Genomic DNA, 25,684 nt, shown 5'->3' with positions numbered 1-25,684 from the left:
TGCAAAAGAGCGATAGGCGGAATTGAGCGCAGAGAAGTATTCACTGCGCTCGATTCCGCCTATCGCACTTATGCGATGAGCGCCTGTGCGTTCGATTCGACCGGCGCCGGGAGCGCCGTCTGGCCGCCGAGGAACTTGTGCGCGGCCGCCGCGGCGGCGCGCCCTTCGGCGATCGCCCACACGATGAGCGACGCTCCACGGTGGGCGTCGCCCGCGACGAACACGCCGGGCGCGTCCGTCTGCCAGTCCTCGCCGCAGTCGATCACGTTGCGGCGGTTGCGCTCGATGCCGAACTGGCGCAGCAGCGGCTGGTCCTCGGTGCCCGCGAAGCCGATCGCGAGCAGGACGAGGTCGGCCGGCACGATCTGCTCCGTGCCCTCGACGGGGAGGATGTCGCGGCGGCCCTGGGACTTGTCGACCCGGACCTCGCTGAAGCGCATCTGGCGCACGTGCCCGTGCTCGTCGCCGATGAACTCGGCGGCCGCGGACGCGTAGTTGCGCTCACCGCCCTCCTCGTGCGCCGGGTAGTTGCGCACGATGACCGGCCAGGTCGGCCACGGGTCCTTGCCCGCGTCCCGCAGCTCCGGCGGCGTCGGGTACAGGTCGAGCTGGCGCACCGAGGCCGCGCCCTGCCGGTGGGCCACGCCCAGGCAGTCCGCGCCGGTGTCGCCGCCGCCGATGATGACGACGTGCTTGCCCTTGGCGTCGATCGGCGCGAACGGGGCCTTGCCCGCCACGACCTGGTTGGCGCCCACCAGATGCTCCATCGCCTGGTGGATGCCGGCGAGCTCGCGGCCCGGCTGCTCCGTCTCGCGGCCCTCGAGGGCGCCGACGGCCAGGATGACCGCGTCGTGGCGCTCGCGCAGGTCCTCGGCGGTGATGTCGACGCCGACGTTCACATTGCACGCGAACTCGACGCCCTCGGCGCGCATCTGCTCGACGCGGCGGTCGATCTGGTGCTTCTCCAGCTTGAAGTCGGGGATGCCGTAGCGCAGCAGGCCGCCGGGGGCGTCGTCGCGCTCGTACACCGTCACCGCGTGGCCCGCGCGGGCCAGCTGCTGGGCGGCGGCCAGGCCGGCCGGGCCGGAGCCGACCACCGCGACGGACTTGCCGCTGGAGGACGCGGCCGGCTGCGGCCGCACGTTCGCGTCGTCGAACGCGCGGTCGATGATCTCGACCTCGATGTTCTTGATGGTCACCGGGTCGTCCCCGATGCCCAGCACGCAGGCCGCCTCGCACGGCGCCGGGCACAGCCGCCCGGTGAACTCCGGGAAGTTGTTCGTCGCGTGCAGCTGCTCGATCGCTGCGCCCCAGCGGCCCGTGCGGGCCAGGTCGTTCCACTCGGGGATCCGGTTGCCCAGCGGGCAGCCGTTGTGGCAGAACGGGATGCCGCAGTCCATGCAACGCGAGGCCTGCGCCGTCACCAGTTCCTTGGTGGTGCGGGTGTACACCTCGCGGTTGTCGAGGATGCGCACCGGCACGGGGCGCTTCTTCGGCACCGCGCGGCCGTGCTCGAGGAATCCGCTCGGGTCAGGCATTGGCGGCCTCCTTCTCGGTCAGGACGAGCGTGCGGGTCGTGATCGTGTCAATGGCTTGACGGGCGAGGACGGCCTTGTACTCGCGGGGGATGACCTTCGTGAAGCCGCTCGCGGCCCGCGGCCACTCGGCCAGCAGGTCCGCCGCGACCGTCGAACCGGTGGCCCGGCCGTGGCGCAGCAGCAGCGAGTGGACCAGGTCGATGTCGGAGGCCGACAGCGGGTCGAGGTCCGACATCGCGGTGTTGGTGCGGGACTCGTCCAGGCGCCACACGTAGGCGACGCCGCCGGACATGCCGGCCGCGAAGTTGCGGCCGGTCGGGCCGAGGACGAGGACGGTGCCGCCGGTCATGTACTCGCAGCCGTGGTCGCCCACGCCTTCGACGACGGCGACCGCACCGGAGTTGCGGACCGCGAAGCGCTCGCCGACCTTGCCGCGGATGAACACCTCGCCGGAGGTCGCCCCGTACAGGAGCGTGTTGCCGGCGATGACGTTCTCCTCGGCCTTGAACGGCGCCCCCGCGTCGGGGGTGAGCACGAGGCGGCCGCCCGAGAGGCCCTTGCCGACGTAGTCGTTGGCGTCGCCCACGAGCTTGAAGCTCGCGCCCCGGGTGAGGAACGCGCCGAACGACTGCCCGGCGGTGCCGCGGAACGTGAGGTTCACGGTGTCCTCGGTCAGGCCCTCGCGGCGAGCGCGGGAGACCGCGGCGCCCAGGAGCGCGCCGACCGAGCGGTCGGTGTTGCGGATCTCCAGCTCGGCGGTGACCCGCTCGCCCTGCTCGATGGCGGGGCGGGCGATCTCGACGATGCGGGCGCCGAGGGTCGACTCCACGCCGTGGTCCTGGACGGTGGCCTGCGTGCGCGGGCCCTCGACCGGGGCGGCGATGACCTTCGACAGGTCCACGCGGGCGGCCTTGCGGCCGGGGCCGGGGATCTGCTGCAGGCGCTCGACCTCGCCGATCGCCTCTTCGAGGGACCGGTAGCCGAGCTCGGCGAGGAGCTCGCGGACCTCTTCGGCGATGTAGCGGAAGAAGTTCTCCACGAACTCCGGCTCGCCCGTGTAGCGCTCGCGCAGGCGCGGGTCCTGCGTGGCGACGCCGACCGGGCAGGTGTCGAGGTGGCAGACGCGCATCATGACGCAGCCGGTCACGACGAGCGGGGCCGTCGCGAACCCGAAGCCCTCGGCGCCGAGCAGCGCGGCGACGATCACGTCGCGGCCGGTCTTCATGGCGCCGTCCACTTCGAGCTTCACGCGGTCGCGCAGGCCGTTGCGGATCAGGGTCTGCTGGGCCTCGGCGAGGCCGATCTCCCACGGGGTGCCCGCGTGCTTGATCGAGTTCGCCGGGGAGGCGCCGGTGCCGCCGTCGTAGCCGGAGATGAGGATCGTGTCGGCCTTGGCCTTGGAGACGCCCGCGGCGACGGTGCCGACGCCGGTCTCCGAGACGAGCTTCACGTGGACCTCGGCGTCGCCGCCGCCGGCGTGCTTGAGGTCGTGGATGAGCTGCGCCAGGTCCTCGATCGAGTAGATGTCGTGGTGCGGGGGCGGGCTGATGAGGCCCACGCCGGGCGTGGCGTTCCGGGTGTCGGCGATCCACGGGTACACCTTGTAACCGGGCAGCTGGCCGCCCTCGCCGGGCTTCGCGCCCTGCGCCATCTTGATCTGGATGGCGTCGGCGGTGGCCAGGTACTCGGAGGTCACGCCGAAGCGGCCCGAGGCGACCTGCTTGATCGCGCTGCGTCGCAGCGGGTCGTACAGCCGGTCGACGGCTTCGCCGCCTTCACCGGAGTTCGAGCGGCCGCCGAGGCGGTTCATGGCGATCGCCAGCGTCTCGTGCGACTCCGCCGAGAGCGCGCCGTACGACATCGCGCCGGTGTGGAAACGCTTGACGATCGACTCGACGGACTCGACCTCGTCGAGCGGCACCGCCTCGCGGCTGTCGTCGAAGCCGAGCATGCCGCGCAGGAGTCCCGAGTCGGCCGCGATCGAGTTGACCTTCTCGGTGTAGCGCTTGAACACCTCGTACTGGCCCGAGCGGGTGGCGTGCTGCAGCAGGAACACCGTCTCGGGGTTGAACAGGTGCACTTCGCCTTCGCGGCGCCACTGGAAGTCGCCGCCCGGGGGCAGCGGCTCCGAGGTCTCGATCTTGCGCTCGTAGGCGGCGCGGTGGCGTTCGGCGACCTCCTTGGCGAGGGTCTGCAGGCCGATGCCGCCGATCGAGGAGTCCGTGCCGGTGAAGTACCGGTCGACGAAGTCCGCGTCGAGGCCCACGGCCTCGAAGATCTGCGCGCCCGTGTACGAGGCGACCGTGGAGATGCCGATCTTCGACATCACCTTGAGCACGCCGTTGCACAGGCCCTTGATGTAGTTCTCGACCGCCTGGGCGGGCTCGGCGTCGACGACGCCCTGCCCGCACAGCTCCTCGATCGAGTCGAACGCCAGGTACGGGTTGATCGCGGCCGCGCCGTAGCCGAGCAGGACCGCGGCGTGGTGCACGGTCCGGCAGTCGCCGGTCTCGACCAGGAGCGCGACCTTCGTGCGGGTCTGCTCGCGCACGAGGTGCTGGTGCACCGCGGCGGTGAGCAGGAGCGACGGGATCGGCGCGAGGTCCGCGGTCGAGTCGCGGTCGGAGAGCACGAGGATGCGCACCCCGTCCTCGATCGCCTCGGAGACGTGGCGGCAGATCTCGACCAGGCGGTCCTTGAGGCCGCGCGAGCCGTGGCGGGCCTTGTAGACGCCGGAGACGCGCACGGCCTTGAAGCCCGGCATGTCGCCGTCGTCGTCGATGTGGAGGATCTTCGCGAGCTCCTCGTCCGACAGGATCGGGCGCGCGAGCTCGATCTGGCGGCACGAGTGCGGGCCGGGCTCGAGCAGGTTGCCCTCGGGGCCGACCGTGGTGCCGAGCGCGGTGACGAGCTTCTCGCGGATCGCGTCCAGCGGCGGGTTCGTGACCTGCGCGAACAGCTGCGTGAAGTAGTCGAACAGGAGCTTCGGGCGCTTCGAGAGGCCCGCGATGGGCGTGTCCGAGCCCATCGAGACCAGCGGCTCCTCGCCCTTGGCGGCCATGGGCGCCAGGATGAGCCGCAGCTCCTCGTCGGTGTAGCCGAAGGTGAGCTGGCGGCGGCGCAGGGACTCGGCGTCCCAGCCGACCGGCTCGCGGTCGGGCAGCTCCTCGAGGCGGATGAGCCCGGCGTGGAGCCAGTCCCCGTACGGGTGCTCCTTCGCGAGCGCGTCCTTCACCTCCTCGTCGTCGAGGATGCGGCCGGCCCCGGTGTCCACGAGGAACATGCGGCCCGGCTCCAGGCGGCCCTTCTGGGCGACCTTCGAGGGCTCGATGTCGACCACGCCGGACTCGGAGGCGAGCACGACCAGGTCGTCGGTGGTCCGCCACCAGCGCGCCGGACGCAGGCCGTTGCGGTCGAGGACCGCGCCGATCTGCACGCCGTCGGTGAAGCACACCGCGGCGGGGCCGTCCCAAGGTTCCATGATGGACGCGTGGTAGCGGTAGAAGTCGCGGCGCTTGGGGTCCATGGTCGCGTTGTGCTCCCAGGCCTCCGGCATCATCATGAGCATCGCGTGGGGCAGGCTGCGCCCGCCCAGGTGCAGCAGCTCGACGACCTCGTCGAAGTTCAGCGAGTCCGAGCCGCCCGGGGTATTGATCGGGAAGAGGCGGCGCAGGCGGCCGGGCAGGTGCTCGGTGGCGAGCTCGGCCTGGCGGGCGGTCATCCAGTTGCGGTTGCCGCGGATGGTGTTGATCTCGCCGTTGTGCGCGACCATCCGGAACGGGTGGGCGAGCGGCCACGACGGGAACGTGTTCGTGGAGAACCGGGAGTGGACGAGGGCGATGGCGCTCTTGAGGCGCTCGTCGGCCAGCTCGGGGTAGAACTGCGGGACCTGCGCGGGGGTGAGCATGCCCTTGTACACGATGGTGCGCGAGGACAGGCCCACGATCGCGGCGCCGTCGAGGTGGCGCTCGCGCATCTCGCGCTCGGCCTGCTTGCGCACGGCGTAGGCGAGACGGTCGAGTTCGAGGCCGGCCGCGGTGGCGCCTTCGGCGGCGAGGAAGACCTGGGAGACCCGGGGCTTGGAGGCCAGGGCGGCGGCGCCGAGGCCGGACGGGTCGGTGGGCACGTCGCGCCAGCCGAGGACGGTACAGCCTTCGACGAGGGCGTACTTCTCGACGATCGCGCGGGCGCGCGCGGTCGCGTCGTCGTCTTCGGGGGTGAAGACCAGGCCGGCGGCGTAGTGCCCGGCCTCAGGGAGGCTGAATTCGACCGTGTCGCGGTAGTAGGCGTCGGGGATCTGCAGCATGATGCCCGCGCCGTCGCCCGAATCGGGGTCGGGGGCGGTGGCGCCGCGGTGCTCCATGCGCACGAGCGCGGAGAGTCCGTGCTCGATGACATCATGTGCCGCCCGGCCTTGCATGTCCGCAACGAAGGCGACGCCGCAGGCGTCGTGTTCCCAAGCGGGGCGGTAAAGACCGGGCTCTGAGTTCAGGGCAGAACGCAACCGTGGCCTCCTTCGTCGTCGAGGGCTCCAGCAGCAGGTGGGGGCGCGGAGCACTACGGTGTTTCATACGGGACGACGTCGGCCCGAGAGAATGCAAAGTGTCAGACGAGTGTAATGCATCGCTCATCTGATGGACACCATCGTCCTACGATCCGAGCAGGTGGAGCGGTTTTTCTCACGCGTGCGACGACCGCGGCGCAACTGCCTCGTAATGGCCGTGTAACGCGTTCGCACGGATGGGGCGGGCGGCGTTGAGCGGTGGCGGCCGCTGGTTAGAGTGAACCCACGTTTCTCGCGCGGTGCCCATCCCCCGTGCCGGTACACCCCCAACCACAGTACGTTCGCAAGGAGCAATGCACCAATGACCTATCCCCCGCCCCCTGGCTACGGACAGCAGCCGCAGCAGCCGGGCTACCCGCCGCAGCAGCCGGGCGGGTTCGCCCCCCAGCCGCCGCCGCAGCAGCAGCCCTACGGCCAGCCGTCCCAGCCCGGTTACGGCGCACCGCAGCAGCCCGGCTACGGAGCCCCCCAGCAGCCCGGCTATCCGCCCCAGCCCGGCGGGAGCCCCTACGGCGCCCCGCCGCCCATGCCCCCGACCTCCGGCGGTGGCGGCGGCGGCCTGGTCGCCAAGATCCTCGGCGGCGTCGGCGTGCTGGTCATCGGCGTCATCATCGTCATCGTCCGGGCCTTCGCCAACGACTCCGGGAACGACTCGGACAGCACCGGCACCGACACCACCCTCTCCGACGAGGAGATGGACGCCGCCGAGGCGGCCGCGGTCGGCGACTGCATGTCCGACGCCGCCGCCAGCGCCGACGCCGAGCTGGTCGTGCCCTGCGAAGACCCGACCGCGTACTGGACGATCACCCAGGTCTCCGACGACTCGGGCGCCGAGGTCGACTACTCGGGCCAGTTGACCGACCCGTCGATCGCGGCCTCGGTCTGCGGCCAGGAGTACATGGGCTGGACCCCGGGCGAGCTGTGGAAGTCGTTCCAGTACGTCTACACCGAGGAGATCTCGGGGACGGGCGGCCCGGTGGACTACCTCTACTGCGTCGAGGCCATCGACAAGGAGGACGCCGACGGCGGCCGCCCGGTCACGCCCGACACCGGTTCCTGCACCGACGACAGCCTGCGGACCTTCGACTGCACGAACCCGCTGGCCCTCTACGTCGTCGATGATGTCGAGACCTACGACCCGCCGGTCGACGAGCTCTCGTTCGACTCGATGACCGCGGTGGGCGGCTGCCCGAACTCGGAGTACTACGCGTCTCCGGTCACCGGCGGCGACGGGCTCGTCTACCTCGCTTACTGCAGGAGCGACAACGCTTGATCTGAACGCGGTGGAAGGGCCGTCCCGTTGCCGGGGCGGCCCTTTCGCGTGGGGCGGCAGCGGCGGCCGAGGTTCGTGAGAAGCGCCCGTCGCCCGCGCGCAATATGATGGAACCCAAGCGCATCCCAACGCCCCTTGAGCCCGGCCACGCGACGGAGAACCCCATGACCTATCCCCCGCCGAACCCGTACGACCCCAACCAGGGATACGGCCAGCCCTCGCCCGCCCCGCAGCACTACACCACCGACGCGGACCCGTACTCCCGCCCGGACCCGTACGGCCCCGGCATGTACCCGGCCGCCCCGAGCCACCCCGGCAGCGCCCCGCCCGGCCAGCCCTACTCGCCCGGCCCGGCGTACGCGCAGACCGGCGGGTACACGCAGCCGCCGGTCGGTCCGCCCGGCGGGGCCTTCCAGCCCGGCCAGGCCGCGCCCCCGCCGCCGCGCGGGAACTCGAACACCCCGCTCATCATCACCCTCGTCGCGGTCGTCATCGCCGTCATCGGCGGCGGGATCGTCCTGGCCCTCAACATGGGCGGGGACGACGACCCGGACCCGGAGACCACCAGCGCCGCCGCCGAGGAGACCAGCGAGGCGGCCGAGGAGACGACCGAGGCCGAGCCGAGCGACGAGGCGACCAGCGAGGCCGAATCGGTGTACCGCGTCCCGGCCGAAGGCGAGTGCATCGAGAACAACCCGGAGGGATTTTACGTGGTCGACTGCGAGTCGGACCTCGCCTACTGGGAGGTGCTCAAGGTCGTGCAGTCCCCTGAGGACCCCGAGCCCGCGGACGCGGCGCACTCGGTGGCGGCCGCCAATGCCTGCGAGGGCACCGACAACACGAACTACTACTACACGGACACGGCGATCGCGGCGGGCCGCGACTGGGACCCCGAGCTCGATTCGATCACCGCGATCTACTGCGTGAGGGAAGTGTAGGAAGCCCAGGGCCGCATCGGGACCCGGGACGGCGGTCCGTTCGCGGGCTACCATCGGGTCCATGCCCGTCACCCTCACCGAGCTCGACCGCTTCGAGGCCTCCAGGCCCCGCCTGGAGGCCATCGCCTACCGCATGCTCGGTTCGGCGAGCGAGGCCGAGGACGCCGTCCAGGAGGTCTTCCTGCGCTGGCAGGCGGCCGACCGGGAGCGCATCGAGGTGCCGGAGGCGTGGCTGACGAAGGTGCTCACGAACCTGTGCCTCAACCAGCTCACGTCGGCGCGCGCCCGGCGCGAGACCTATGTGGGCGAATGGCTGCCGGAGCCGGTGTTCGGAGGCGACCCGATGCTCGGGCCGGCCGACACGGCCGAGCAGCGCGAGTCGGTGTCCTTCGCGATGCTCACGCTCATGGAGCGGCTGACGCCGGTCGAGCGCGGCGTGTACGTGCTGCGCGAGGCCTTCGACTATCCGCACCGCCAGATCGCGGAGTTCCTCGACATCTCGGAGGCGTCGAGCCAGCAGATCCTGCACCGCGCCAAGAAGCACCTCGCGGACGGCAAGCCGCGCAAGGAGATCGACGAGGCGGACGCGCGCCGCATCGTCGAGGAGTTCCTGGCCGCGGCCACCGGCGGTTCGGTCGCGCCGCTGGTGCAGCTGCTAACCGAGGACGCGAGGGCCTTCGGCGACGGCGGCGGGAACGTCCCGGCCCGCGCCAAGCCGTACCAGGGCGCGGCGGCGGTCGCGAAGTTCCTGTGGGGCCTGTTCCGGCCCGCCCAGGCCAAGCGCAACATCGTGGGCGGTTCGCCGGAGGTCTACGCGTGGACCGCCAACGGCGAGCCGGCGGCGGTCGCGGTCCTCGACGGCCGCGTCATCGGCGTCATGTGCCTGGAGGTGGGCGAGGACGGCATCGTCGCGTTCCGCAGCCAGGTCAACCCGGACAAGCTCGAACGCGCGAACGCGCAGTGGGCGGCGATCGACCACGGCGAACCGCTCGTGGTCACCGCCTTCTAACGTGATGTGACCCGCTTCATACTCAAGACCTGTCAGGGATCGCGGGGCCGCCCGGTTCAAGTGGCGAACCCGAACCAGACAGGAGCACGACCATGAAGCACCGCATCGTTGTCCTCGGCGCCGGCTACACCGGTGCGTTCGCCGCGGGCCGCCTCGCCCGCCGGCTCAGTCCCGAGGACGTCGCGATCACGCTCGTCAACGCCGAGCCCGACTTCGTCGAGCGCGTCCGGATGCACCAGCTCGCGGCCGGGCAGGACCTCACGCCGCGGCCCTTCTCGGAGATGTTCGCCGGCACCGGCGTGGGGTTCCGCCTCGCTCAGGTCACCGCCGTGGACGCCGACCGGAAGACGGTGGCCGCCCTCGACGCCGACGGGGCCGGCGAACTCGAGTACGACACGCTCGTCTACGCGCTCGGCAGCGGCTGGAACGCCCAGGGCGTCGCCGGGACTGCCGAGCACGCCTACGAGATCGCCAGCCGCCCGGGCGCACTGCGCCTGCGCGACCGCCTCGCACGGCTCGACGCCGGGCGGGCCGTCACGGTCGTCGGCGGCGGCCTGACCGGCGTCGAGGCCGTGACCGAGCTGGCAGAGACCCGCCCCGACCTCGACGTCCACTTCGCGGTCCGCGGCGGCCTCGGCGACTGGCTCTCGCCCAAGGGCCGCGAGCACCTGCGGAAGGTCGCCGACCGGCTCGGCATCACCGTCCACGAGCACGCCGCCGTCGAACGCGTCGAAGCCGACCGCATCATCACCGCGACCGGCGACATCCCTGCGGCCGTGACGATCTGGACCGCCGGCTTCGCCGTCCACCCCCTCGCCGCCGCCACGACCCTCGAGGTCACCGGCACCGGCCAGATCGTCCTCGACCGGACCATGCGCTCGGTCTCGCACCCCGACGTCTACGCCGTCGGCGACGCCGGCTTCGCCATGGGCAAGAACGGCAAGCCCCTGCGCATGTCGTGCGCCTCGGGCATTCCCATGGCCCAGGCCGCCGCCGACGCCATCGTCGCCCGTCTCACCGGCGGCACGGTCCCCGAAGCGAGCATCGGCTACTTCAACCAGTGCATCTCGCTCGGCCGTACCGACGGCCTCATCCAGTACGTCACCGAAGACGACCAGGCCCGCAACGCCACCCTCCGCGGCCGCTTCGCCGCCCGCTACAAGGAGTTCATCTGCAAAGGCGCCGCCTGGGGCGTAGCCAACCCCACCTTCGGCCTCCCCACCCGCCGCAAGCACGTCACCAAGACCGCCACCACCGACGGAGACGCAATGAAGGCCCTTGCCTAGTGGCGCAACGGACTTCACCTCCGCCGCGCATGCTCCGCGGCGGAGGTGAACCCTGTCTCTAACGAGAAAATGACAAAGGTTACGCGTTTGGCCCCCGTCTGGGCGATTCGTAGCCTCGATCGTGTGACCACGAACGTCCACGACACTCCATTGAAGCTCTGTCGAACGAAACCCGGGTTCGCCGTCGAACTCGCAGGCGAGATCCTCGGCCTCCCCATTCCCGAATACGGCGAAGTCGTGCCCTACTCCGAGTCGTTGACCGATGTCGAGGTACGCGACCTGAACGCCGACAACGTGGTGCTCTGCCGTGCAGGCAAGCGCCACCAGCTCGGAATCATCATCGAAGTCCAGCGCGAGAAGGACAAGCGCAAGCTGTTCTCCTGGCCCGCATACCAAGTGAACCTCCGCCACCGGATCAACGCACCGGTGGTGCTGATCGTGGTCTGCCGAGCCCTGCGGTGGCGGCCTGGGCGGCCGAACCGATCGAGACCGGTCAACCCGGGAGCGACTTCCGGATGCAGGTGCTCAGCCCGCCTGGAGGCCTTGATGCAGCAAGAGACCTACCCGTACCAGAGCAAGCTCTTGGCCGACCGCGAAGCCCGAGGTGAGGCCCGGGGCAAGATCGAAGGCAAGGCCGAAGCGCTGCTCGGATTCATCGAGGCGCGCGGGCTCACGATCACCGAGAATCAACGCCGGAAGATCGAGTCGTGCCAGGATCCCGCGAAGATGCAGCTCTGGGTGAAGCGCTCCCCGAGCGCGCCGACGGTCGCGGACATCATTGACTGACGAGGTTTTGCGAGGCGGGCGCCCATCGGGCGCCCGCTCCTCTGCTATTCGGCGATGATGCGGGGGTTGAGGTCTTCGGCCGGGGGGTTCCAGATGTCGAGGTCGACGGTTTCCTGGTCGCCGGAGCGGATGTCCTTGATCTGGGTGCCCTCGTCGTTGGTGAAGAGGACGAAGGGGATGCCGCGCTTGTCGGCGAACTTGATCTGCTTGCCGAACTTCGCGGCCGAGGGCGAGACCTGGACCGGGATGCCGCGCTTGCGCAGGCGCTGGGCGAGGGCGTTGGCGGCGGGGCGCTCATCCTCGTTGGCGAGGGCGACGAGGACGCAGGTCGGGACCTCGCGGGTGGCGTCCAGGGCGCCAGACTGGAGGAGCGGAACGAGGAGTCGCGAGACGCCGATCGAGAGGCCGACACCCGGGTAGGTGTTCTTGCCGTCGGAGGCGAGCTTGTCGTAGCGGCCGCCCGAGCAGACCGAGCCCAGGTGCTCCTGGCCTTCGATGAAGACCTCGTAGACCGTGCCGGTGTAGTAGTCGAGCCCGCGGGCGATCTTCATGTCCGCCACGACGAAACCGGGGGCCTCCTCGGCCACGGCGGCGACCACGGCGGACAGTTCGCTCAGGCCCTCTTCGAGGAGCGGGTCGCTGACGCCGAGCGCGCGGATCTCCTCCACGAACGAGGCGTCCTCGGCGCTGATCGAGGCGAGCTTGAGGCAGGCCTCGGCCTGCTCAGGGGTCGCGTCGACCGTGTCGATGAGGAGCTTCGCGACGGCGTCGTGCCCGATCTTGTCGAGCTTGTCGATGATGCGCAGCGCCTCTTCGTTGTCACCGATGCCGATGCCCTGGTAGAAGCCCTGGGAGAGCTTGCGGTTGTTGACGTGCATACGCAGCTTCGGGATCGGCAGGCCGCGCAGGGCGTCCGCCACGACCAGCGCGACCTCGACCTCGTAGTGCGCGGGCAGTTCACCGGCGTCCACGATGTCGATGTCGGCCTGCCAGAACTCGCGGTAGCGGCCGCTCTGCGGGCGCTCGCCGCGCCAGACCGGCTGGATCTGGTAGCGGCGGAACGGGAAGTTGAGCTTCCCGGCGTTCTCGAGCACGTAGCGCGCGAAGGGGACGGTCAGGTCGAAGTGAAGGCCGAGCGCGTCGTCGCCGGCGGCCTCGGCCGGGTCGGCCTGGAGGCGGCGCAGCACGTAGACCTCTTTGGACGTCTCGCCCTTGCGCAGGAGCTGGTCCATGGGCTCGACGGCGCGGGTCTGGAGGTTCGCGAAGCCGTGGAGCTCGAAGGCGCGGCGGAGGTGGTCGACGACCTGCTGCTCGACGATCCGCTGCCGGGGCAGCAGTTCGGGGAACCCCGAGAGCGGCTGGGGTCGTGACATGGCGGTCTCCTAGCGTTGTTCGATGAGAAAAGGGCGGCGCGGCGGGCGCGGCTAATGGGCGCGCTGCGCCGCGCGCTTGAGGTACGGGTTGCGGGCGCGCTCGGCCGCGATGGTGGTGCTGGGGCCGTGCCCGGGCAGGACGATGGTGGCGTCGTCGAGCGGGAGGACCTTGTCGCGCAAGGTGTCCTGCATGGCCGCGTCGCTGCCGCCGGGCAGGTCGGTGCGGCCGATCGCGCCGCGGAAGAGCACGTCGCCGGTGATCGTGTAGAGGCCTTCGGCGTCGGCGGTGTGGAACATGGCCGAGCCGGCGGTGTGCCCGGGGGCGTGGTCGACGGTGAAGCGCATCCCGGCGAGCTCGAAGACGCCGCCGTCGGCGAGCGCCTGCACGTCGTCCGGTTCGGTCCACTCGAGGCCGGTGCCCACGAGCGACATCATGTTCGCGCTGAAGCCCAGGGCCGGGTCGGCGAGGAGGTGCCGGTCGTCGGTGTGGATGTACGCGGGGATGTCGCTCGCGCCGCACACCGGGGTGACGGAGAAGGTGTGGTCGAGGTGCCCGTGGGTGAGGACCACGGCGACGGGTTTGAGGCCGCGCTCGGCGAGGACGTCCTCCAGGCGGGGCGCGATGCCGATGCCGGGGTCCACGACCACGCACTCGGATCCGGGACCGGCCGACAGCACGTAGCAGTTCGTGCCGAACGCATCCGCCACCAGCGTCTCGATGAGCAACCGCTCCCCCTCCCTTCGCCGGGTCAGGATACACCGGGCATCCTGCGGTGACGCGTCTGACTTGTCCCGGCTAAACTGCGGAACTCGTAACCCCTGAAACGGGCGGTGTGCGTACGTAACGGTTCGCAGGCACCGCCGAGACCGGTCATACGTAGGAGGCCAGGTGCCCGCCAAGTCCAAGCACATGGAGCAGCGCAAGCAGCGCATCGCGAACGCGAAGAAGAACGCGCGCCTCGCGGGCAAGCTGCGCCGCCGCCGGCAGCTTCAGGCGCTCGGCGGACTCCTCGCGATCGCCGCGGTGCTGACCCTCGCCTACCTGTGGCAGTCGGGGTTCTTCGAGGACGAGGAGCCCGCGGCCGAGGAGACCCCCACCGCGGAGGTCACCGAGACCGCCCCGCTCGACCCCAGCGCCTCGGTGGACCCGAACGCGACGGCCGACCCGACCGCCGAGACCTCTGAAGCCCCTTCCGAGTCCCCCTCCGAAACGACCGAGTAAGTACCCCAACGCGCGACGAAGGAGATCGACGGTGGCGTCGAAACAAGCCCAGCGCCTGGCCGCCCGGCAGCAGCTGCAGGAGCGGATGGCCGCCAAGGCCGAACGTGAGCAGCACCGGCGCAAGAACGGCTGGATCGTCGGCGCCGTGGGCGGCGCCCTCGTCCTGGTCGCCGCCGCGATCGTGATCGGCGTGAACGTCGGCAAGGACGGCGGCGACAAGGGCGGCAGCGGCGTCAGCGGCGACCTCGCCGCGCTCGTGGAGGAGGCCAAGGCCGCCTCGACCCGCTGCGACGGCGTCGAGCCGAGCGGCGAGGGCGCCGTGGGCACCGCCACCGAGGGCGTCACGGACGGCCAGCCCGCCCAGGACGTGTACCTCGAGTGCGTCCAGATGAGCACTCCGGACGCCTCGGCGTCGGAGGACTGCATGTACACCTCCGCGGACGGCACGAGCCCGACCCCGGCGGCCACCGAGCCCGCCGCGGGCAAGCAGGAGATGACGATCGTGACCAACCTGGGCACGATCACCGCGACGATCGACACCGCGGGCGCCCCGTGCACCGCCGGCTCGTTCACGCACCTCGCCAAGGACGGCTACTTCGACGGCCAGCAGTGCCACCGCCTGGTCATCGACGGCATCTGGGTCCTCCAGTGCGGCGACCCGGACGCGCGCGCCGCGATCGAGGCCGGCACCCCCGAGATGGCGGGGGCGGGCTCCCCGGGCTACTCGTACGGCGAGGAGAACCTGCCGGTCGAGGCCGCGGGCAACTACCCGGCCGGGACCATCGCGATGGCGAACGCCGGCCCGGGCACCACGGGCAGCCAGTTCTTCATCGTGTACAAGGACACGCAGCTGCCGGCCGACTACACGATCCTGGGCCAGGTGACCGCCGGCCTCGACATCGTCGAGCAGGTGGCCGCGGCCGGGGCCATGCAGGTGGCCCCCGCGGGCATGTAGCACGTGAGGCCGCCCCTCCTCCGGGCATCGGTGGGGGATCACACGACCCCTCGCGGTTAGGATGGATGTCGAGGCTTCGTCGACCATTTGCGAAGCCGTCCCGTGCCGACACCGAGGAGGCGTGCGTGGTGACCGAGCGAGCCGCGTCCGGCAAGTCCGCAGACGCCGCGCCCACCTCGGGAGGCCCCATCGGGCCCCCCACCGGTAGGCGCATGCGGGCCCGCCTGGCGCGCTTCAACGCGCCCTGGCAGTCCTCGCAGCTCCCGGAGGTCCTGGAGCCGCTGGTGGCCGCCCACCGGGCCGCGCACCCGCGCGTCGACGTGCGGCTGCTCCAGCAGGCGTACACGCGGGCCGAGGAACTGCACAACGGGCAGTTCCGCAAGTCCGGCGACCCGTACATCACGCACCCGCTCGCGGTCGCCTCGATCCTGGCCGAGCTGGGCATGGACACGAACACGCTCGTGGCCGCGCTGCTGCACGACACGGTCGAGGACACCGACTACACGCTCGAGGAGCTCTCGGGCGAGTTCGGCGGCGAGGTCGCGCTGCTCGTCGACGGCGTCACCAAGCTCGACAAGGTGAAGCTCGGCGACGCGGCGAAGGCCGAGACGATCCGCAAGATGGTCGTGGCGATGGCCAAGGACCCTCGGGTGCTCGTCATCAAGCTCGCCGACCGCCTCCACAACATGCGGACACTGACGTTCCTGCCGCCCGAGAAGCAGGAGCAGAAGGCCCGCGAGACGCTGGAGATCCTGGCCCCGCTCGCCCACCGCCTGGGCATGAACACCATCAAGTGGGAGCTCGAGGACCTCTCGTTCGCGACGCTCTACAAGAAGCGCTACTCGGAGATCGCGCGCCTGGTCTCGGAGCACTCGCCGCAGCGGGAGATGCTGCTGCAGCAGGTCATCGCGCAGGTCAAGGACCACTTGAAGAACTCGCGCATCAAGGCCGAGGTGTCGGGCCGCCCGAAGCACCTGTACTCGATCTACCAGAAGATGATCGTGCGCGGCCGCGACTTCAACGACATCTACGACCTGGTGGGCCTGCGCATCCTGGTCGAGAGCGAGCGGGACTGCTACGCGGCCCTCGGTGTGATCCACGCGAACTGGCAGCCGGTGCCGGGGCGCTTCAAGGACTACATCGCGATGCCGAAGTTCAACATGTACCAGTCGCTGCACACCACGGTGATCGGACCGAACGGCAAGCCCGTCGAGATCCAGATCCGCACGTGGGCGATGCACCGCACCGCCGAGTACGGCATCGCCGCGCACTGGAAGTACAAGGAGACCAAGAACTCCACTGTGGCCGGTCCCCCGGCGCACATCGACGACATGGCGTGGCTGCGCCAGCTGCTCGACTGGCAGCGCGAGGCCGCCGACCCGTCGGAGTTCCTGGACGCGCTGCGGTTCGACCTGGCCTCCTCCGAGGCGTACGTGTTCACGCCGAAGGGCGACGTGGTCGCCCTCCCGGCGGGCTCGACCCCGGTCGACTTCGCGTACGCCGTGCACACCGAGGTCGGCAACCGCTGCATCGGCGCGCAGGTCAACGGCAAGATCGTGCCGCTGGAGTCGACGCTGTCGAACGGCGACGTGGTCGAGGTGTTCACCTCGAACTCGGAGAACGCCTCCCCCAGCGAGGACTGGCTGGGCTTCGTCAAGAGCCCGCGCGCGCGCACCAAGATCAAGCAGCACTTCAAGCGCGAGCGCCGCGAAGAGGCGATCGAGCTGGGCAAGGACGAACTGACGCGGGCCATGCGCAAGCGCCGGCTCCCGCTGCAGCGCATGCTCACCCACGACAACCTGACGTCGCTCGCGAAGGACCTCAACCTCAAGGACGTCGAGGCGCTGTACGCGGCCCTGGGCGAGCACCACGTCTCGCCCACGCAGGTCGTGCAGCGGCTCCTGGACGTCCAGGGCGGGGCCGAGGGCGCCGCCGAGGACATGGCCGAGGCCACCGCGCCGACCCAGCCGGCCCGGATCGTGCCGGAGGCGCACGGCGACATCCACGCCGCCGTCACCGTGGCGGGCATGGAGGAGGGCGAGATGCCGGTGCGCCTCGCCCACTGCTGCAACCCGATCCCGGGCGACGCGATCATCGGTTTCGCCACCCGCTACCACGTGATCTCGGTGCACCGCAGGGACTGCGAGAACGCCGAGGAGCGCATCGAGCTGCAGCCCGACCGGGTGCTCGAGGTGCACTGGTCCCATGAGGACGACCAGGCGACGTTCGTCGCGACCGTGCAGGTCGAAGCTCTGGACCGCCACCGGCTGCTCGCCGACGTGACGCAGGTGCTCTCGGGCGAGCGGGTGTCGATCCTCTCGGCCACGGTGACCACCACCCGGGACCGGGTCGCGTTGTCGCGCTTCACGTTCGAAATGGCGAACCCGGAGCACCTGGATCACATCATCAAGGTGATCCGCAAGGTCGACGGCGTGTACGACGCGTACCGGCTCACCGGCGCCGAGCGCTCCTGAAAGGGGCTCGACGGCGGCCGGTAGGTTGGGCGCATCCCACGTACCGATCGGACGGAAAGCGTTGACATGACGGAGCTCTCGGCCTTCACGGGCGACGACCTGGACCTCATCCTCGACACCCCCGGTGTGGTCATGAAGGGCGCGATCGTCGCCGACGGCCACAAGAACGCCCTGGCGTTCCTCAAAGAGGTGACCGCCGGGGCGAAGGAGTTCCGGGCCGCCCAGAAGCACGAGAACGCGTTCGTCAAGGCCGTCGCGACCGCGCTGCGCGAGCGCGGCACCGACGCCGAGACCGACGACCGCGAGCTCCCCTTCGACGACCAGGCGATGACCCAGGCCCTCAAGCAGGCTCAAGCCGCGACCGCCCTGCTGCGCGAGCGCGCCGAGGCGCCGGACGCGGAAGCGTACGGCGCGTGGCTCCTCCAGATCGCCACGGTCATCTCCGAGTCCGTGAAGACCAAGGAGGGCGGCTTCTTCAGCAAGAAGGTCGCCGTCTCCGAAGGCGAGCGCGTCTTCCTCGAGCACCTCGCCCAGGCGATCGGCCGCTAGGTCGCAGGCGCCTCCCAGTCGATGGTGTGGCCGTACTGCCACGCCATCTTCTCCGGGGTCGTGAAGCGGGCCATGAAGAACGGCATCAGGGCGTCCCTGAACCGCGCCGCGACGGGCCCGGCGGCCTTGGACTGGTTGGTGCGGGCGGCGGTCGTGATGACGCGTTCGACGCGATCACGGCGGCCCTGCTCGTAGGCCGCGAACGCCTGCGGGACGGGCAGGTCGCGCAAGCAGCGGGCGAGTTCGACCGCGGATTCGGCGGCGAGGCTCGCGCCCTGGCCCGAAGAGGGCGAGGTGGCGTGTGCGGCGTCGCCGATGAGGGCGATGCGGCCCTTGGACCAGATCGGGACGTGCGGCAGGTCCTCGAGCGGCGAGGCGGGGATGAACGACTCGGGCGTCACATGGTCGAGGACGGTGAGCGCGGCGCTGTCGTCGTCTGCGAACAGGTCGCGCATCAAAGCGATCCACTGCTCGAACGCGGTATCGCGCAAGGTCTCCCGGGTGAAGGTCTTGAACGGGAGGTTCGCGAACCACCCGGTGCGCTCGCCGTCCGAGATGTGGCCGAAGAAGGCCTTGCGGCCGAACACCATGTGGAACGACCCGGCTGTGTCGCCGACGCCGAGCGGCCCGTCGCTCCACCCGCCGAGGCCGATGAGGCCCGTGTAGCGCGGCTGCGGCGCGGCGGGGTCGATGACGCCGCGCACCGTCGAGCGGATGCCGTCGCAGCCGATGAGCAGGTCCGCCTCGGCGGTGGTGTGGTCGTCGAACTGGGCGATGACGCTGCGCCCGGTGTCCACGGCGTCGACGAACCGCTTGCCGTACACGATGGGGACGCCCGCGGCGGCCGCGTGCTCCTGGAGCAGCTCGGCCAGGCGCCCGCGCGGCAGCGTCGTGGTCGTCGGCAGGCCGGGGTCGGTCTCCACCGTGCCGAGGACCTTGCCCGTGCCGGAGTGGATGACCATGCGCGGCGTCGGGATGCCCACGCCGGCCAGGACGCCGTCCGCGCCGACCACGCGCAGGGCGTTCAGGCCGTTCGAGGCGAGCCCGAGCGGCCCGCCGCGGGAGCCGGTGCCGGGATGGTAGGCCTCGAACACGGTCGCCTCGATGCCGGCCTTCCGCAGGGCCAGGGCGGCCACGGGGCCGGCCACGCCGCCGCCGATGACGATGGCGGTCCGGGCCCGGTCAGGGCGTCGCAAGTCGTTCATGGAGCGACCGTAGGCGGCGATCGGCCCGCCGCGCGTCATCCTCCGGTAGCGTTCGGGATTCGACCCCGGTTGTACGGGAAACCTCCGCGGAACCGCCCCAAGCGCCCATATAGTGAACGCGACTCACGTAGGGAGGGGTTCATCGTGGGGATGCAGGACAAGTTCAACGAGGCCAAGGACAAGTTCTCTGAGAACAGCGACGACATCAGGGACAGGGCCGAAGAACTGTACAACAAGGCCAAGGAATCGCCGATGGGCGATAAGATAGACGAATACGCCGACAAGGCGAAGGAGATGGCGCAGGACGCCGTCGGCATGTTCCTGGGAGACAAGCGCTCCTAGCAGTTCGCGGTCTCGGCCGCAGGTTCACGACGAGCCAGCCAGCACGAAGCGGCGGGCGGACCGACCGGTCCGCCCGCCGCTTCATGTCCACGCCTTAGCGGCGCTTGCGCTTCTTCGCGGAACCGCCCGAACGCGGACCCGAGCCGCTGGCGGCCTTCTCAGGCTCCTCCAGCAGCTCCACCGGGAGGTCGTCGCTCTTGGCGAGCACGAGACGGTCGTCGTCCTCGTCGGACTCGGCGGCCTTCGCGGGCTTGCGGGCGGGCTCGTCCTCCAGGCCGGCGCGCTTGTTCGCCACCTTCTGATTGTGGCGCTTGTAGACCGCGCCGCGCTCGGCCATGTCGACCACCCACGGGGCGGCCAGGAAGATCGAGGAGTACGCGCCCACGATCATGCCCACGAACAGCACCAGCGCGAGGTCCTTCAACGTGCCGACGCCCAGCAGGCCCACACCGACGAACAGCAGCGCGGCCACCGGCAGCACGCCGATGAGCGAGGTGTTGATCGAGCGCATGAGGGTCTGGTTGATCGCGTCGTTGACGCCCTCGGCGAAGGTCTTGGAGCGCGTCTGCAGCAGCTGCGCCGTGTTCTCCTGGACCTTGTCGAAGACCACCACCGTGTCGTACAGCGAGTAGCCGAGGATCGTCAGCATGCCGACGATCGTGGACGGCGTGATCTCGAAGCCGACCAGGGCGTAGATGCCCGCCGTCAGCACGAGGTCGTGGATGAGCGCGGCGATCGCGGCGATCGCCATGCGCCGCTCGAACCGCACCCAGATGAACACGGCCACCAGGACCAGGAAGACCGCGAGCGCGATCAGGGCCTGGCGGGAGACCGACTCGCCCCACGTGGCGGAGACCTCGGAGACCGAGATCGAGTCGCTGCCCACGCCCGCTTCGGCGGCGATGGCCTCGCGGATCGAGGCGGCCTCGTCGGTGCTGAGCTCGCCGATGCGGACGATGTAGGAGCGGTCCTCGCCCGAGCCGATGACCTGGCCGCTGGCCACGTCGGCGCCGGCGTCGGCCGCCGCGCCCTCGACCTGCTCGAGCGTCGCCTCGGTCTGCCCTGCGGGCACGTTGTACTGGACGCCGCCCGCGAAGTCGATGCCGAGGACGAAGCCCTTGACGAGCATGACGACCGCGAGGGCCGCGATGATCACGCCGGAGGCGATGTAGAACTTCTTGCGGTGCGCGACGAACTGGAAGTCCGTCTCGCCGCGGTACAGCTGGCTGAAGACGTTGAGGCGCTTCTCGTTGGTGCTCATCGGTTCTCCTTAGGCCTTCGCGGCCGCATCGCCGGTGGCGGGGGTCGCCTTGGAGTGGAGCCCCGAGAGGTGGACGTTGGTCAGGACGCGGCCCCTCGACAGCCATTCCGCCATCGGGTGGGTGAACACGAACACGACGAGGAGGTCGACGAGGGTCGACAGGCCGAGCGTGAACGCGAAGCCCCGGACCGGTCCGATGGCCAGGATGTACAGGACCACGGCGGAGATCATCGAGACGGCGCTGGCGGAGAGGATGGTGCGGCGGGCGCGGACCCACGCGCGCGGGACGGCCGAGCGCACGGACCGGCCCCCGGCCATCTCCTCCTTTATCCGTTCGAAGTAGACGACGAACGAGTCCGCGGTGATGCCGACCGCGACCACGAAGCCCGCGATGCCCGCGAGGGTCATGGTGAACCCGATCTGGGAGCCCAGGAGCGACACGGTCGGGTAGAGGATCGCGGCGGCCACGACGAGGCTGCCGAGGACCACGAAGCCGATCACGCGGTAGTAGACGAAGCAGTAGATGATGACCAGGAGCAGGCCGAGGGCCATGGCGAACACGCCGGCCTCGAGCTGGTCCACGCCGAGGGTCGCGGTGACCTCGTTGACGGTCTGGACCACGAAGTTCGTGGGCAGCGAGCCGAAGTTGAGCTGGTCGGCCAGCTGGTTGGCCTCGGCCGCGGTGAACTCGCCGGAGATCTGGGTGGAGTTCGAGGAGACCTCTTGGATCGTCGGGGCGCTGACGACCTCGTTGTCGAGGACGATCGCGACCTGCGACTGCAGGTTCTGGGTGGTGAGGGCGCTCCACTTGTCGGCGCCTTCAGCGGAGAACTGCACGTTGACGACGAACTGGTTGAGGTTCGCCTGGTCGGTGCCGACGTCGGCGGAGGTGACGTCCGAGCCGAGCACGGTGGCCGGCTGCAGCAGGTACTTGTACTGGAACGTCAGGTCCGGCTGGTCGGCCGAGGCGGCCTCGGGGGCCGAGCACGCGGTGACCTCGATGTCGGCCTGCTGCACGGCGCCCGGCGGGCGCGCGTCGAGGGTCTCGCAGGTGACCTGCGGGAGGTAGAACTGGACGGTCGCGGGCAGGAGCGCGACCTCTTCGGGCTTGAGGGTGCCGAAGGGCTCCAGGATGAGGCTGGTGGCCTCGTCGGGGGCGGCGGTGAGCGCCTGGGCGGCGGCCGCGGCGTCGGGGCCGACCTTGGCCCACACGTCGTCGAGGGTCTCGGCGACCTCGTCGGTGGTGGCCGCCTGGCCGTTGCCGGTGCCTTCCTCGCTCGCGTCCTCGGACGGCGTCTCGGTGGCGGCGTCGTCGGCGGGGGCCTCGGAGGACTCGGCGGTGGGCGTCTCGGACGCGCCGTCGGTGGGCTCCTCGGTCGGCGTCTCCTCGGCGAGGGCGTCCTCGAGCTTCGAGGTGTCGGCGACGGAGTTGGTGACGATGCGGAACCGCAGCTCCGCGGGGGCGCCCACGTCGCGCAGGGCCTGCTCGTCGATGTCGTCGCCCGCGACGTTCACGACGATGTTCTCGGTGCCCTCGACGTACACCTCGGGCTCGGAGACGCCCGTGGAGTTGACGCGGCCCTCGATGATCTGGCGGGCCTGCTCCATGGTCTCGGCCGAGGGGGGCTCTTCGCTCCCCTGCTGGTAGGCGGTGAGCGTCATCGACAGGCCGCCTTGCAGGTCGAGACCGAGCTTCGGCGTGGGGAACTTCCATCCGGAGCCCGCCAGCGCGGCGACCCACAGGATCGCGAGCACCAGGAGCAGCGCCACGAAGTAGGGGGCGACTGGCAGGCGCTTGCGCTGGATCTTCTTCCGTGGGCGGTCAGCGCCCGTTACTGAAGCCAATGGTCGGTCTCTTCCTCAGAACTCGAATAGGGGCGGGCGCGAGGACGCGCCGCCGGCGCGCGGGGTGCGCGCCGCGGCTGTGCTCTCGCACACGTACCCTCGGCGGGGCTCATTCTAGGACGGGTGCCGCAAACGCGGTGCAGGGCCTAGGGGGTGAAGTCCCTAGTACTCCTTGCGGTCGGGGTTGCCCGCGTGCTTGCCCTTGTCGTCCTCGCCCTTGTCGTCGTCGCTGGCGCGGAGCTTGTCGAGGTCTTCGTCGGAGAGGGTGGCGTCGGCGTCGCTGATCTCCTCGGCGGCGGGCACTTCCTCGGTCTCGTCGGACTCGGGGGTCTCGGCGGGGGTGACGACCTTGGCGATGGCCTGGCGGGCGAAGACCAGGAAGGTCTCGTCGCTGGCCTCGAGGGTGACGGTCTCGTCGTCGGAGTCGACGACGGTGCCGTAGAGGCCGCCGATGGTCATGACGCGGGCACCGGGGGCGACGTTGTTCTGCATGTCCTGCTGCTCGCGCTGGCGCTTGCGCTGGGGGCGGATCATCACGAAGTACATGAGGGCGATGAAGCCCACGATCATGATGAGGAACGTGATGTTCGAGCCGCCGGCGCTTTGCGCGAGGACGTCTGCGGATGCGAGCACGATGGTGCCTTTCGTAGATGCCGTTTTCGTCGTCGGTGGGTGACGTGGGCGGAGTCTATCCCGACGGGCGTGACGCTCCGTCCCCCCTATGGCCCACCCTACGCGTCGCCGCTGCCGAAGAGCCCTTCGGCGCTCGGGGGGTTGAGTCCCAGGTGGTGCCAGGCGGCGGCGGTGGCGACGCGGCCTCGGGGGGTGCGGGCGAGGAGGCCGGCGCGGACGAGGAAGGGTTCGCACACCTCTTCGACGGTGTCGGGCTGCTCGCCGACGGCGACGGCGAGGGTGGTGAGGCCGACGGGTCCGCCGTTGAAGGTGCCGGTGAGGGCGCGGAGCACGGCGCGGTCGAGGCGGTCGAGGCCGAGTTCGTCGACGTCGTAGAGGGCGAGGGCGTCGGCGGCGACGGTCTTGGTGATGACGCCGTCGGCGCGGACCTGGGCGAAGTCGCGGACGCGGCGCAGGAGGCGGTTGGCGATGCGGGGGGTGCCGCGGGAGCGTCCGGCGATCTCGGCGGCGCCGGCGGGGGCGATGGCGACGTCGAGGATGCCGGCGGAGCGGGTGACGATGGCTTCGAGTTCGGCGTCGTTGTAGAACTCGAGCTGGCCGAGGAAGCCGAAGCGGTCGCGCAGGGGCCCGGTGAGGAGCCCGGCGCGGGTGGTGGCGCCGACGAGGGTGAAGGGTTCGAGTTCGAGGGGGATGGCGGTGGCGCCGGGGCCTTTGCCGACGATGACGTCGACGCGGAAGTCCTCCATGGCGGTGTAGAGGAGTTCTTCGGCGGGGCGGGCGATGCGGTGGATCTCGTCGATGAATAGGACTTCGTTCGGGCCGAGGCTGGTGAGGATGGCGGCGAGGTCGCCGGATCGCTCGATGGCGGGGCCGGAGGTCTGGCGGAGGCCGACGCCGAGTTCGGCGGCGACGATCATGGCGAGGGTGGTCTTGCCGAGGCCGGGCGGGCCGGAGAGCAGGAGGTGGTCGGGTGAGGATCCGCGGCGCCGGGCGCCTTCGAGGAGCAGGCTGATCTGCTCGCGGACGCGGGTCTGGCCGATGACGTCGTCGAGCTTGCCGGGGCGGATGCCCTCTTCGGCGAGGCGGTCGAGTTCGGTGGCCTCGGCGGCGGTGAGGGCGGCGTCCCACTCGGCGGCGGTGTAGTCGTCGGGTCGTTCCATGCCCTATCGCTTTCCGAGGAGTCGGATGGCCTGCTTGAGGAGGGAGGGCACGTCGGTGCCGTCGGCGCCTTCGGCGTCGAGCTTCTCGATGGCGGTCTCGGCTTCCTTCGCGGACCAGCCGAGGGCTTGGAGGCCTTGGCTGACCTGGGTTCGCCAGCCGCCGGGGCGGCCGCCGGCCTGTTTGGGGACGGCGCCGAGGTCGACGGGGCCGATCTTGTCGGCGAGGTCGAGGACGATGCGCTCGGCGCTCTTCTGGCCGACGCCGGGGATGCGGGTGAGGGTGGCGGTGTCGCCGGTGGCGATGGCGCGGCGGATCGCGTCGGGACGGAGCACTTCGACGGCGTCGCGGGCGATGCGCGGGCCGATCTTCTGGGCGTTCTGGAGCAGTTCGAACAGGTCGCGTTCGTCGGCGGTGTTGAAGCCGTGCAGGGTGATCGAGTCTTCGCGCACGATGGTGGAGATGGCGAGGACGGCCTGCGAGCCGACCTTGAGGTTGGCGAGGGTGTGCGCGCCGGCGTGCACGGCGTAGCCGACGCCTTGGACGTCGACGACGGCGTAGGACTCGCCGACGGCGGCGACGGTGCCGGTGAGCTGGGCGATCATCGGGCGCTCTCCTTGCTGACGGCCGCACTGTCCTTGAGAGCAGCACTGATCCGGGCTTTGACGCCGCCTCGCCACAGGTGGCAGATGGCGATGGCGAGGGCGTCGGCCGCATCGGCGGGCTTCGGCGCCTCCTTGAGGCGGAGGATGCGGGTGACCATGGAGGTGACCTGGCGCTTGTCGGCGGTGCCGTTGCCGCACACGGCGGACTTCACTTCGGACGGTGTGTAGGTGGCGGTGGGCAGGCCGAGGCGGGCGCCGGCGAGGAGCGCGATGCCGGAGGCCTGGGCGGTGCCGATGACACTGGCCACATTGTGCTGGCTGAAGACGCGTTCGACGGCGACGGCCTCAGGCTGGTGCTCCTCGAGGTAGGCGCGCAGCCCGTCGTCGAGGGCGAGGAGCCGGTCCGCAAGGGGCGCTTCGGGATCGGTGCGCACGACGCCGACGGCGACCATGGTGCCCGGTGCGCCGGGGCGGCCGTCGACGATCCCGACGCCGCACCGGGTCAGGCCCGGGTCGATCCCCATGACGCGCACGCGTTCCTCCTCCAGCTGGATTCGCGTCAGCTTATCCGGCCGGACTGACGTTCCGCCCGAAGCACGTCGGCGGGGCCGGTGCGGGCTGACTGTCATCGGTCGGAAATCGGACCGGTGGCCTAGCCCATAAACCAC

General features: G+C 70.5%; 21 protein-coding genes. 10 read left to right on the top strand and 11 right to left on the bottom strand.

Features of this window, described 5'->3' with window-relative positions; all coding sequences use genetic code 11:
- Positions 1 to 68: 68 nt before the first annotated feature.
- Together J5V16_RS02205 and gltB are read right to left on the bottom strand one after the other, a co-directional pair.
- Complete coding sequence (locus J5V16_RS02205) at positions 69 to 1,538, bottom strand: glutamate synthase subunit beta (RefSeq protein WP_208494303.1); 1,470 nt, start codon at positions 1,536 to 1,538, stop codon at positions 69 to 71.
- Positions 1,531 to 6,042, bottom strand: coding sequence for a glutamate synthase large subunit (gene gltB, locus J5V16_RS02200; protein ID WP_208494302.1), 4,512 nt, complete (start codon positions 6,040 to 6,042; stop codon positions 1,531 to 1,533). The genes J5V16_RS02205 and gltB overlap by 8 nt, the downstream gene beginning before the upstream one ends.
- A 361-nt stretch (positions 6,043 to 6,403) precedes the next feature.
- Between gltB and J5V16_RS02195 the strand changes: the two genes are divergently transcribed.
- From J5V16_RS02195 to J5V16_RS02175, 5 genes are all read left to right on the top strand, one after another.
- Positions 6,404 to 7,375, top strand: coding sequence for a hypothetical protein (locus tag J5V16_RS02195; protein WP_208494301.1), 972 nt, complete (start codon positions 6,404 to 6,406; stop codon positions 7,373 to 7,375).
- A gap of 164 nt (positions 7,376 to 7,539) precedes the next feature.
- The gene (locus J5V16_RS02190) at positions 7,540 to 8,313 is read left to right on the top strand and encodes a hypothetical protein (RefSeq protein WP_208494300.1); all 774 of its coding nucleotides are present in this window, start codon (positions 7,540 to 7,542) and stop codon (positions 8,311 to 8,313) included.
- A gap of 61 nt (positions 8,314 to 8,374) precedes the next feature.
- Entirely contained in the window at positions 8,375 to 9,322 is a 948-nt protein-coding gene (locus tag J5V16_RS02185) for an RNA polymerase sigma-70 factor (RefSeq protein ID WP_208494299.1), read from the top strand.
- Positions 9,323 to 9,414: 92 nt separating this feature from the next.
- Positions 9,415 to 10,608: an NAD(P)/FAD-dependent oxidoreductase gene (locus tag J5V16_RS02180; RefSeq protein ID WP_208494298.1), complete on the top strand. Its 1,194-nt coding sequence runs from the start codon at positions 9,415 to 9,417 to the stop codon at positions 10,606 to 10,608.
- 123 nt (positions 10,609 to 10,731) lie between these two features.
- The gene (locus J5V16_RS02175) at positions 10,732 to 11,394 is read left to right on the top strand and encodes a hypothetical protein (RefSeq protein WP_208494297.1); all 663 of its coding nucleotides are present in this window, start codon (positions 10,732 to 10,734) and stop codon (positions 11,392 to 11,394) included.
- Between the two features lie 44 nt (positions 11,395 to 11,438).
- Here J5V16_RS02175 and hisS read toward each other — a convergent pair whose 3' ends face one another.
- Together hisS and J5V16_RS02165 are read right to left on the bottom strand one after the other, a co-directional pair.
- On the bottom strand, positions 11,439 to 12,767 hold the full coding sequence (gene hisS / locus J5V16_RS02170; protein ID WP_208494296.1) for a histidine--tRNA ligase: 1,329 nt from the start codon (positions 12,765 to 12,767) through the stop codon (positions 11,439 to 11,441).
- Between the two features lie 51 nt (positions 12,768 to 12,818).
- Positions 12,819 to 13,493, bottom strand: a complete 675-nt coding sequence (locus J5V16_RS02165; RefSeq protein WP_243900577.1) for an MBL fold metallo-hydrolase — start codon at positions 13,491 to 13,493, stop codon at positions 12,819 to 12,821.
- A 163-nt stretch (positions 13,494 to 13,656) separates the two neighbouring features.
- Here J5V16_RS02165 and J5V16_RS02160 point away from each other — a divergent pair, with 163 nt between their 5' ends.
- The 4 genes from J5V16_RS02160 (at position 13,657) to J5V16_RS02145 (ending at position 17,967) form a co-directional block, all read left to right on the top strand.
- Entirely contained in the window at positions 13,657 to 13,989 is a 333-nt protein-coding gene (locus tag J5V16_RS02160; protein ID WP_208494294.1) for a hypothetical protein, read from the top strand.
- A 31-nt stretch (positions 13,990 to 14,020) separates the two neighbouring features.
- A complete protein-coding gene (locus J5V16_RS25320) occupies positions 14,021 to 14,944 on the top strand; it encodes a peptidylprolyl isomerase (protein ID WP_307792847.1) in 924 nt (307 codons plus the stop codon).
- Between the two features lie 65 nt (positions 14,945 to 15,009).
- Complete coding sequence (locus J5V16_RS02150; protein ID WP_208494293.1) at positions 15,010 to 17,418, top strand: RelA/SpoT family protein; 2,409 nt, start codon at positions 15,010 to 15,012, stop codon at positions 17,416 to 17,418.
- A 66-nt stretch (positions 17,419 to 17,484) separates the two neighbouring features.
- The gene (locus J5V16_RS02145) at positions 17,485 to 17,967 is read left to right on the top strand and encodes a hypothetical protein (RefSeq protein ID WP_208494292.1); all 483 of its coding nucleotides are present in this window, start codon (positions 17,485 to 17,487) and stop codon (positions 17,965 to 17,967) included.
- On the opposite strand, the gene J5V16_RS02140 is transcribed toward J5V16_RS02145, so the two are convergent.
- Positions 17,964 to 19,172 (bottom strand): FAD-dependent oxidoreductase, encoded by a 1,209-nt coding sequence (locus J5V16_RS02140; RefSeq protein ID WP_208494291.1) that lies wholly within the window; start codon positions 19,170 to 19,172, stop codon positions 17,964 to 17,966. The genes J5V16_RS02145 and J5V16_RS02140 overlap by 4 nt on opposite strands.
- 144 nt (positions 19,173 to 19,316) lie before the next feature.
- On the opposite strand from J5V16_RS02140, the gene J5V16_RS02135 reads away from it, so the two are divergent.
- Positions 19,317 to 19,514 (top strand): hypothetical protein, encoded by a 198-nt coding sequence (locus tag J5V16_RS02135; RefSeq protein WP_208494290.1) that lies wholly within the window; start codon positions 19,317 to 19,319, stop codon positions 19,512 to 19,514.
- Positions 19,515 to 19,608: 94 nt separating this feature from the next.
- Here J5V16_RS02135 and secF read toward each other — a convergent pair whose 3' ends face one another.
- The 6 genes from secF to ruvC form a co-directional block, all read right to left on the bottom strand.
- The gene (gene secF / locus J5V16_RS02130; protein WP_208494289.1) at positions 19,609 to 20,775 is read right to left on the bottom strand and encodes a protein translocase subunit SecF; all 1,167 of its coding nucleotides are present in this window, start codon (positions 20,773 to 20,775) and stop codon (positions 19,609 to 19,611) included.
- A 9-nt stretch (positions 20,776 to 20,784) separates the two neighbouring features.
- Positions 20,785 to 22,620 carry a protein translocase subunit SecD gene (gene secD / locus J5V16_RS02125; protein WP_208494288.1) on the bottom strand — a complete coding sequence of 612 codons (1,836 nt, stop codon included), beginning with the start codon at positions 22,618 to 22,620 and terminating at the stop codon, positions 20,785 to 20,787.
- Between the two features lie 162 nt (positions 22,621 to 22,782).
- The gene (yajC, locus tag J5V16_RS24840) at positions 22,783 to 23,253 is read right to left on the bottom strand and encodes a preprotein translocase subunit YajC (RefSeq protein WP_208494287.1); all 471 of its coding nucleotides are present in this window, start codon (positions 23,251 to 23,253) and stop codon (positions 22,783 to 22,785) included.
- Positions 23,254 to 23,351: 98 nt separating this feature from the next.
- Entirely contained in the window at positions 23,352 to 24,413 is a 1,062-nt protein-coding gene (gene ruvB / locus J5V16_RS02115; RefSeq protein ID WP_208494286.1) for a Holliday junction branch migration DNA helicase RuvB, read from the bottom strand.
- A 3-nt stretch (positions 24,414 to 24,416) separates the two neighbouring features.
- On the bottom strand, positions 24,417 to 25,016 hold the full coding sequence (ruvA, locus tag J5V16_RS02110; RefSeq protein WP_208494285.1) for a Holliday junction branch migration protein RuvA: 600 nt from the start codon (positions 25,014 to 25,016) through the stop codon (positions 24,417 to 24,419).
- Positions 25,013 to 25,549 carry a crossover junction endodeoxyribonuclease RuvC gene (gene ruvC, locus J5V16_RS02105; protein WP_208494284.1) on the bottom strand — a complete coding sequence of 179 codons (537 nt, stop codon included), beginning with the start codon at positions 25,547 to 25,549 and terminating at the stop codon, positions 25,013 to 25,015. The genes ruvA and ruvC overlap by 4 nt, the downstream gene beginning before the upstream one ends.
- Between the last annotated feature and the right edge of the window lie 135 nt (positions 25,550 to 25,684).

The organism is Glycomyces niveus, from assembly GCF_017592475.1.
GTDB classification, from domain to species: Bacteria; Actinomycetota; Actinomycetes; order Mycobacteriales; family Micromonosporaceae; genus Glycomyces; species Glycomyces niveus.
This window is presented reverse-complemented; position numbering and strand designations above follow the sequence as displayed.

What these genes read in the sequence shown, in the direction of transcription:
- J5V16_RS02185 (WP_208494299.1), top strand. Translation starts at nt 8,375, where the DNA reads ATGCCCGTCACCCTCACCGAGCTCGACCGCTTCGAGGCCTCCAGGCCC.
- ruvA (WP_208494285.1), bottom strand. Translation starts at nt 25,016, where the DNA reads ATGATCGCCCAGCTCACCGGCACCGTCGCCGCCGTCGGCGAGTCCTAC.
- J5V16_RS02140 (WP_208494291.1), bottom strand. Translation starts at nt 19,172, where the DNA reads ATGAACGACTTGCGACGCCCTGACCGGGCCCGGACCGCCATCGTCATC.
- J5V16_RS02205 (WP_208494303.1), bottom strand. Translation starts at nt 1,538, where the DNA reads ATGCCTGACCCGAGCGGATTCCTCGAGCACGGCCGCGCGGTGCCGAAG.
- J5V16_RS02150 (WP_208494293.1), top strand. Translation starts at nt 15,010, where the DNA reads ATGTCGAGGCTTCGTCGACCATTTGCGAAGCCGTCCCGTGCCGACACC.
- ruvB (WP_208494286.1), bottom strand. Translation starts at nt 24,413, where the DNA reads ATGGAACGACCCGACGACTACACCGCCGCCGAGTGGGACGCCGCCCTC.
- hisS (WP_208494296.1), bottom strand. Translation starts at nt 12,767, where the DNA reads ATGTCACGACCCCAGCCGCTCTCGGGGTTCCCCGAACTGCTGCCCCGG.
- J5V16_RS02145 (WP_208494292.1), top strand. Translation starts at nt 17,485, where the DNA reads ATGACGGAGCTCTCGGCCTTCACGGGCGACGACCTGGACCTCATCCTC.
- J5V16_RS02180 (WP_208494298.1), top strand. Translation starts at nt 9,415, where the DNA reads ATGAAGCACCGCATCGTTGTCCTCGGCGCCGGCTACACCGGTGCGTTC.
- J5V16_RS02195 (WP_208494301.1), top strand. Translation starts at nt 6,404, where the DNA reads ATGACCTATCCCCCGCCCCCTGGCTACGGACAGCAGCCGCAGCAGCCG.
- secF (WP_208494289.1), bottom strand. Translation starts at nt 20,775, where the DNA reads ATGAGCACCAACGAGAAGCGCCTCAACGTCTTCAGCCAGCTGTACCGC.
- J5V16_RS02190 (WP_208494300.1), top strand. Translation starts at nt 7,540, where the DNA reads ATGACCTATCCCCCGCCGAACCCGTACGACCCCAACCAGGGATACGGC.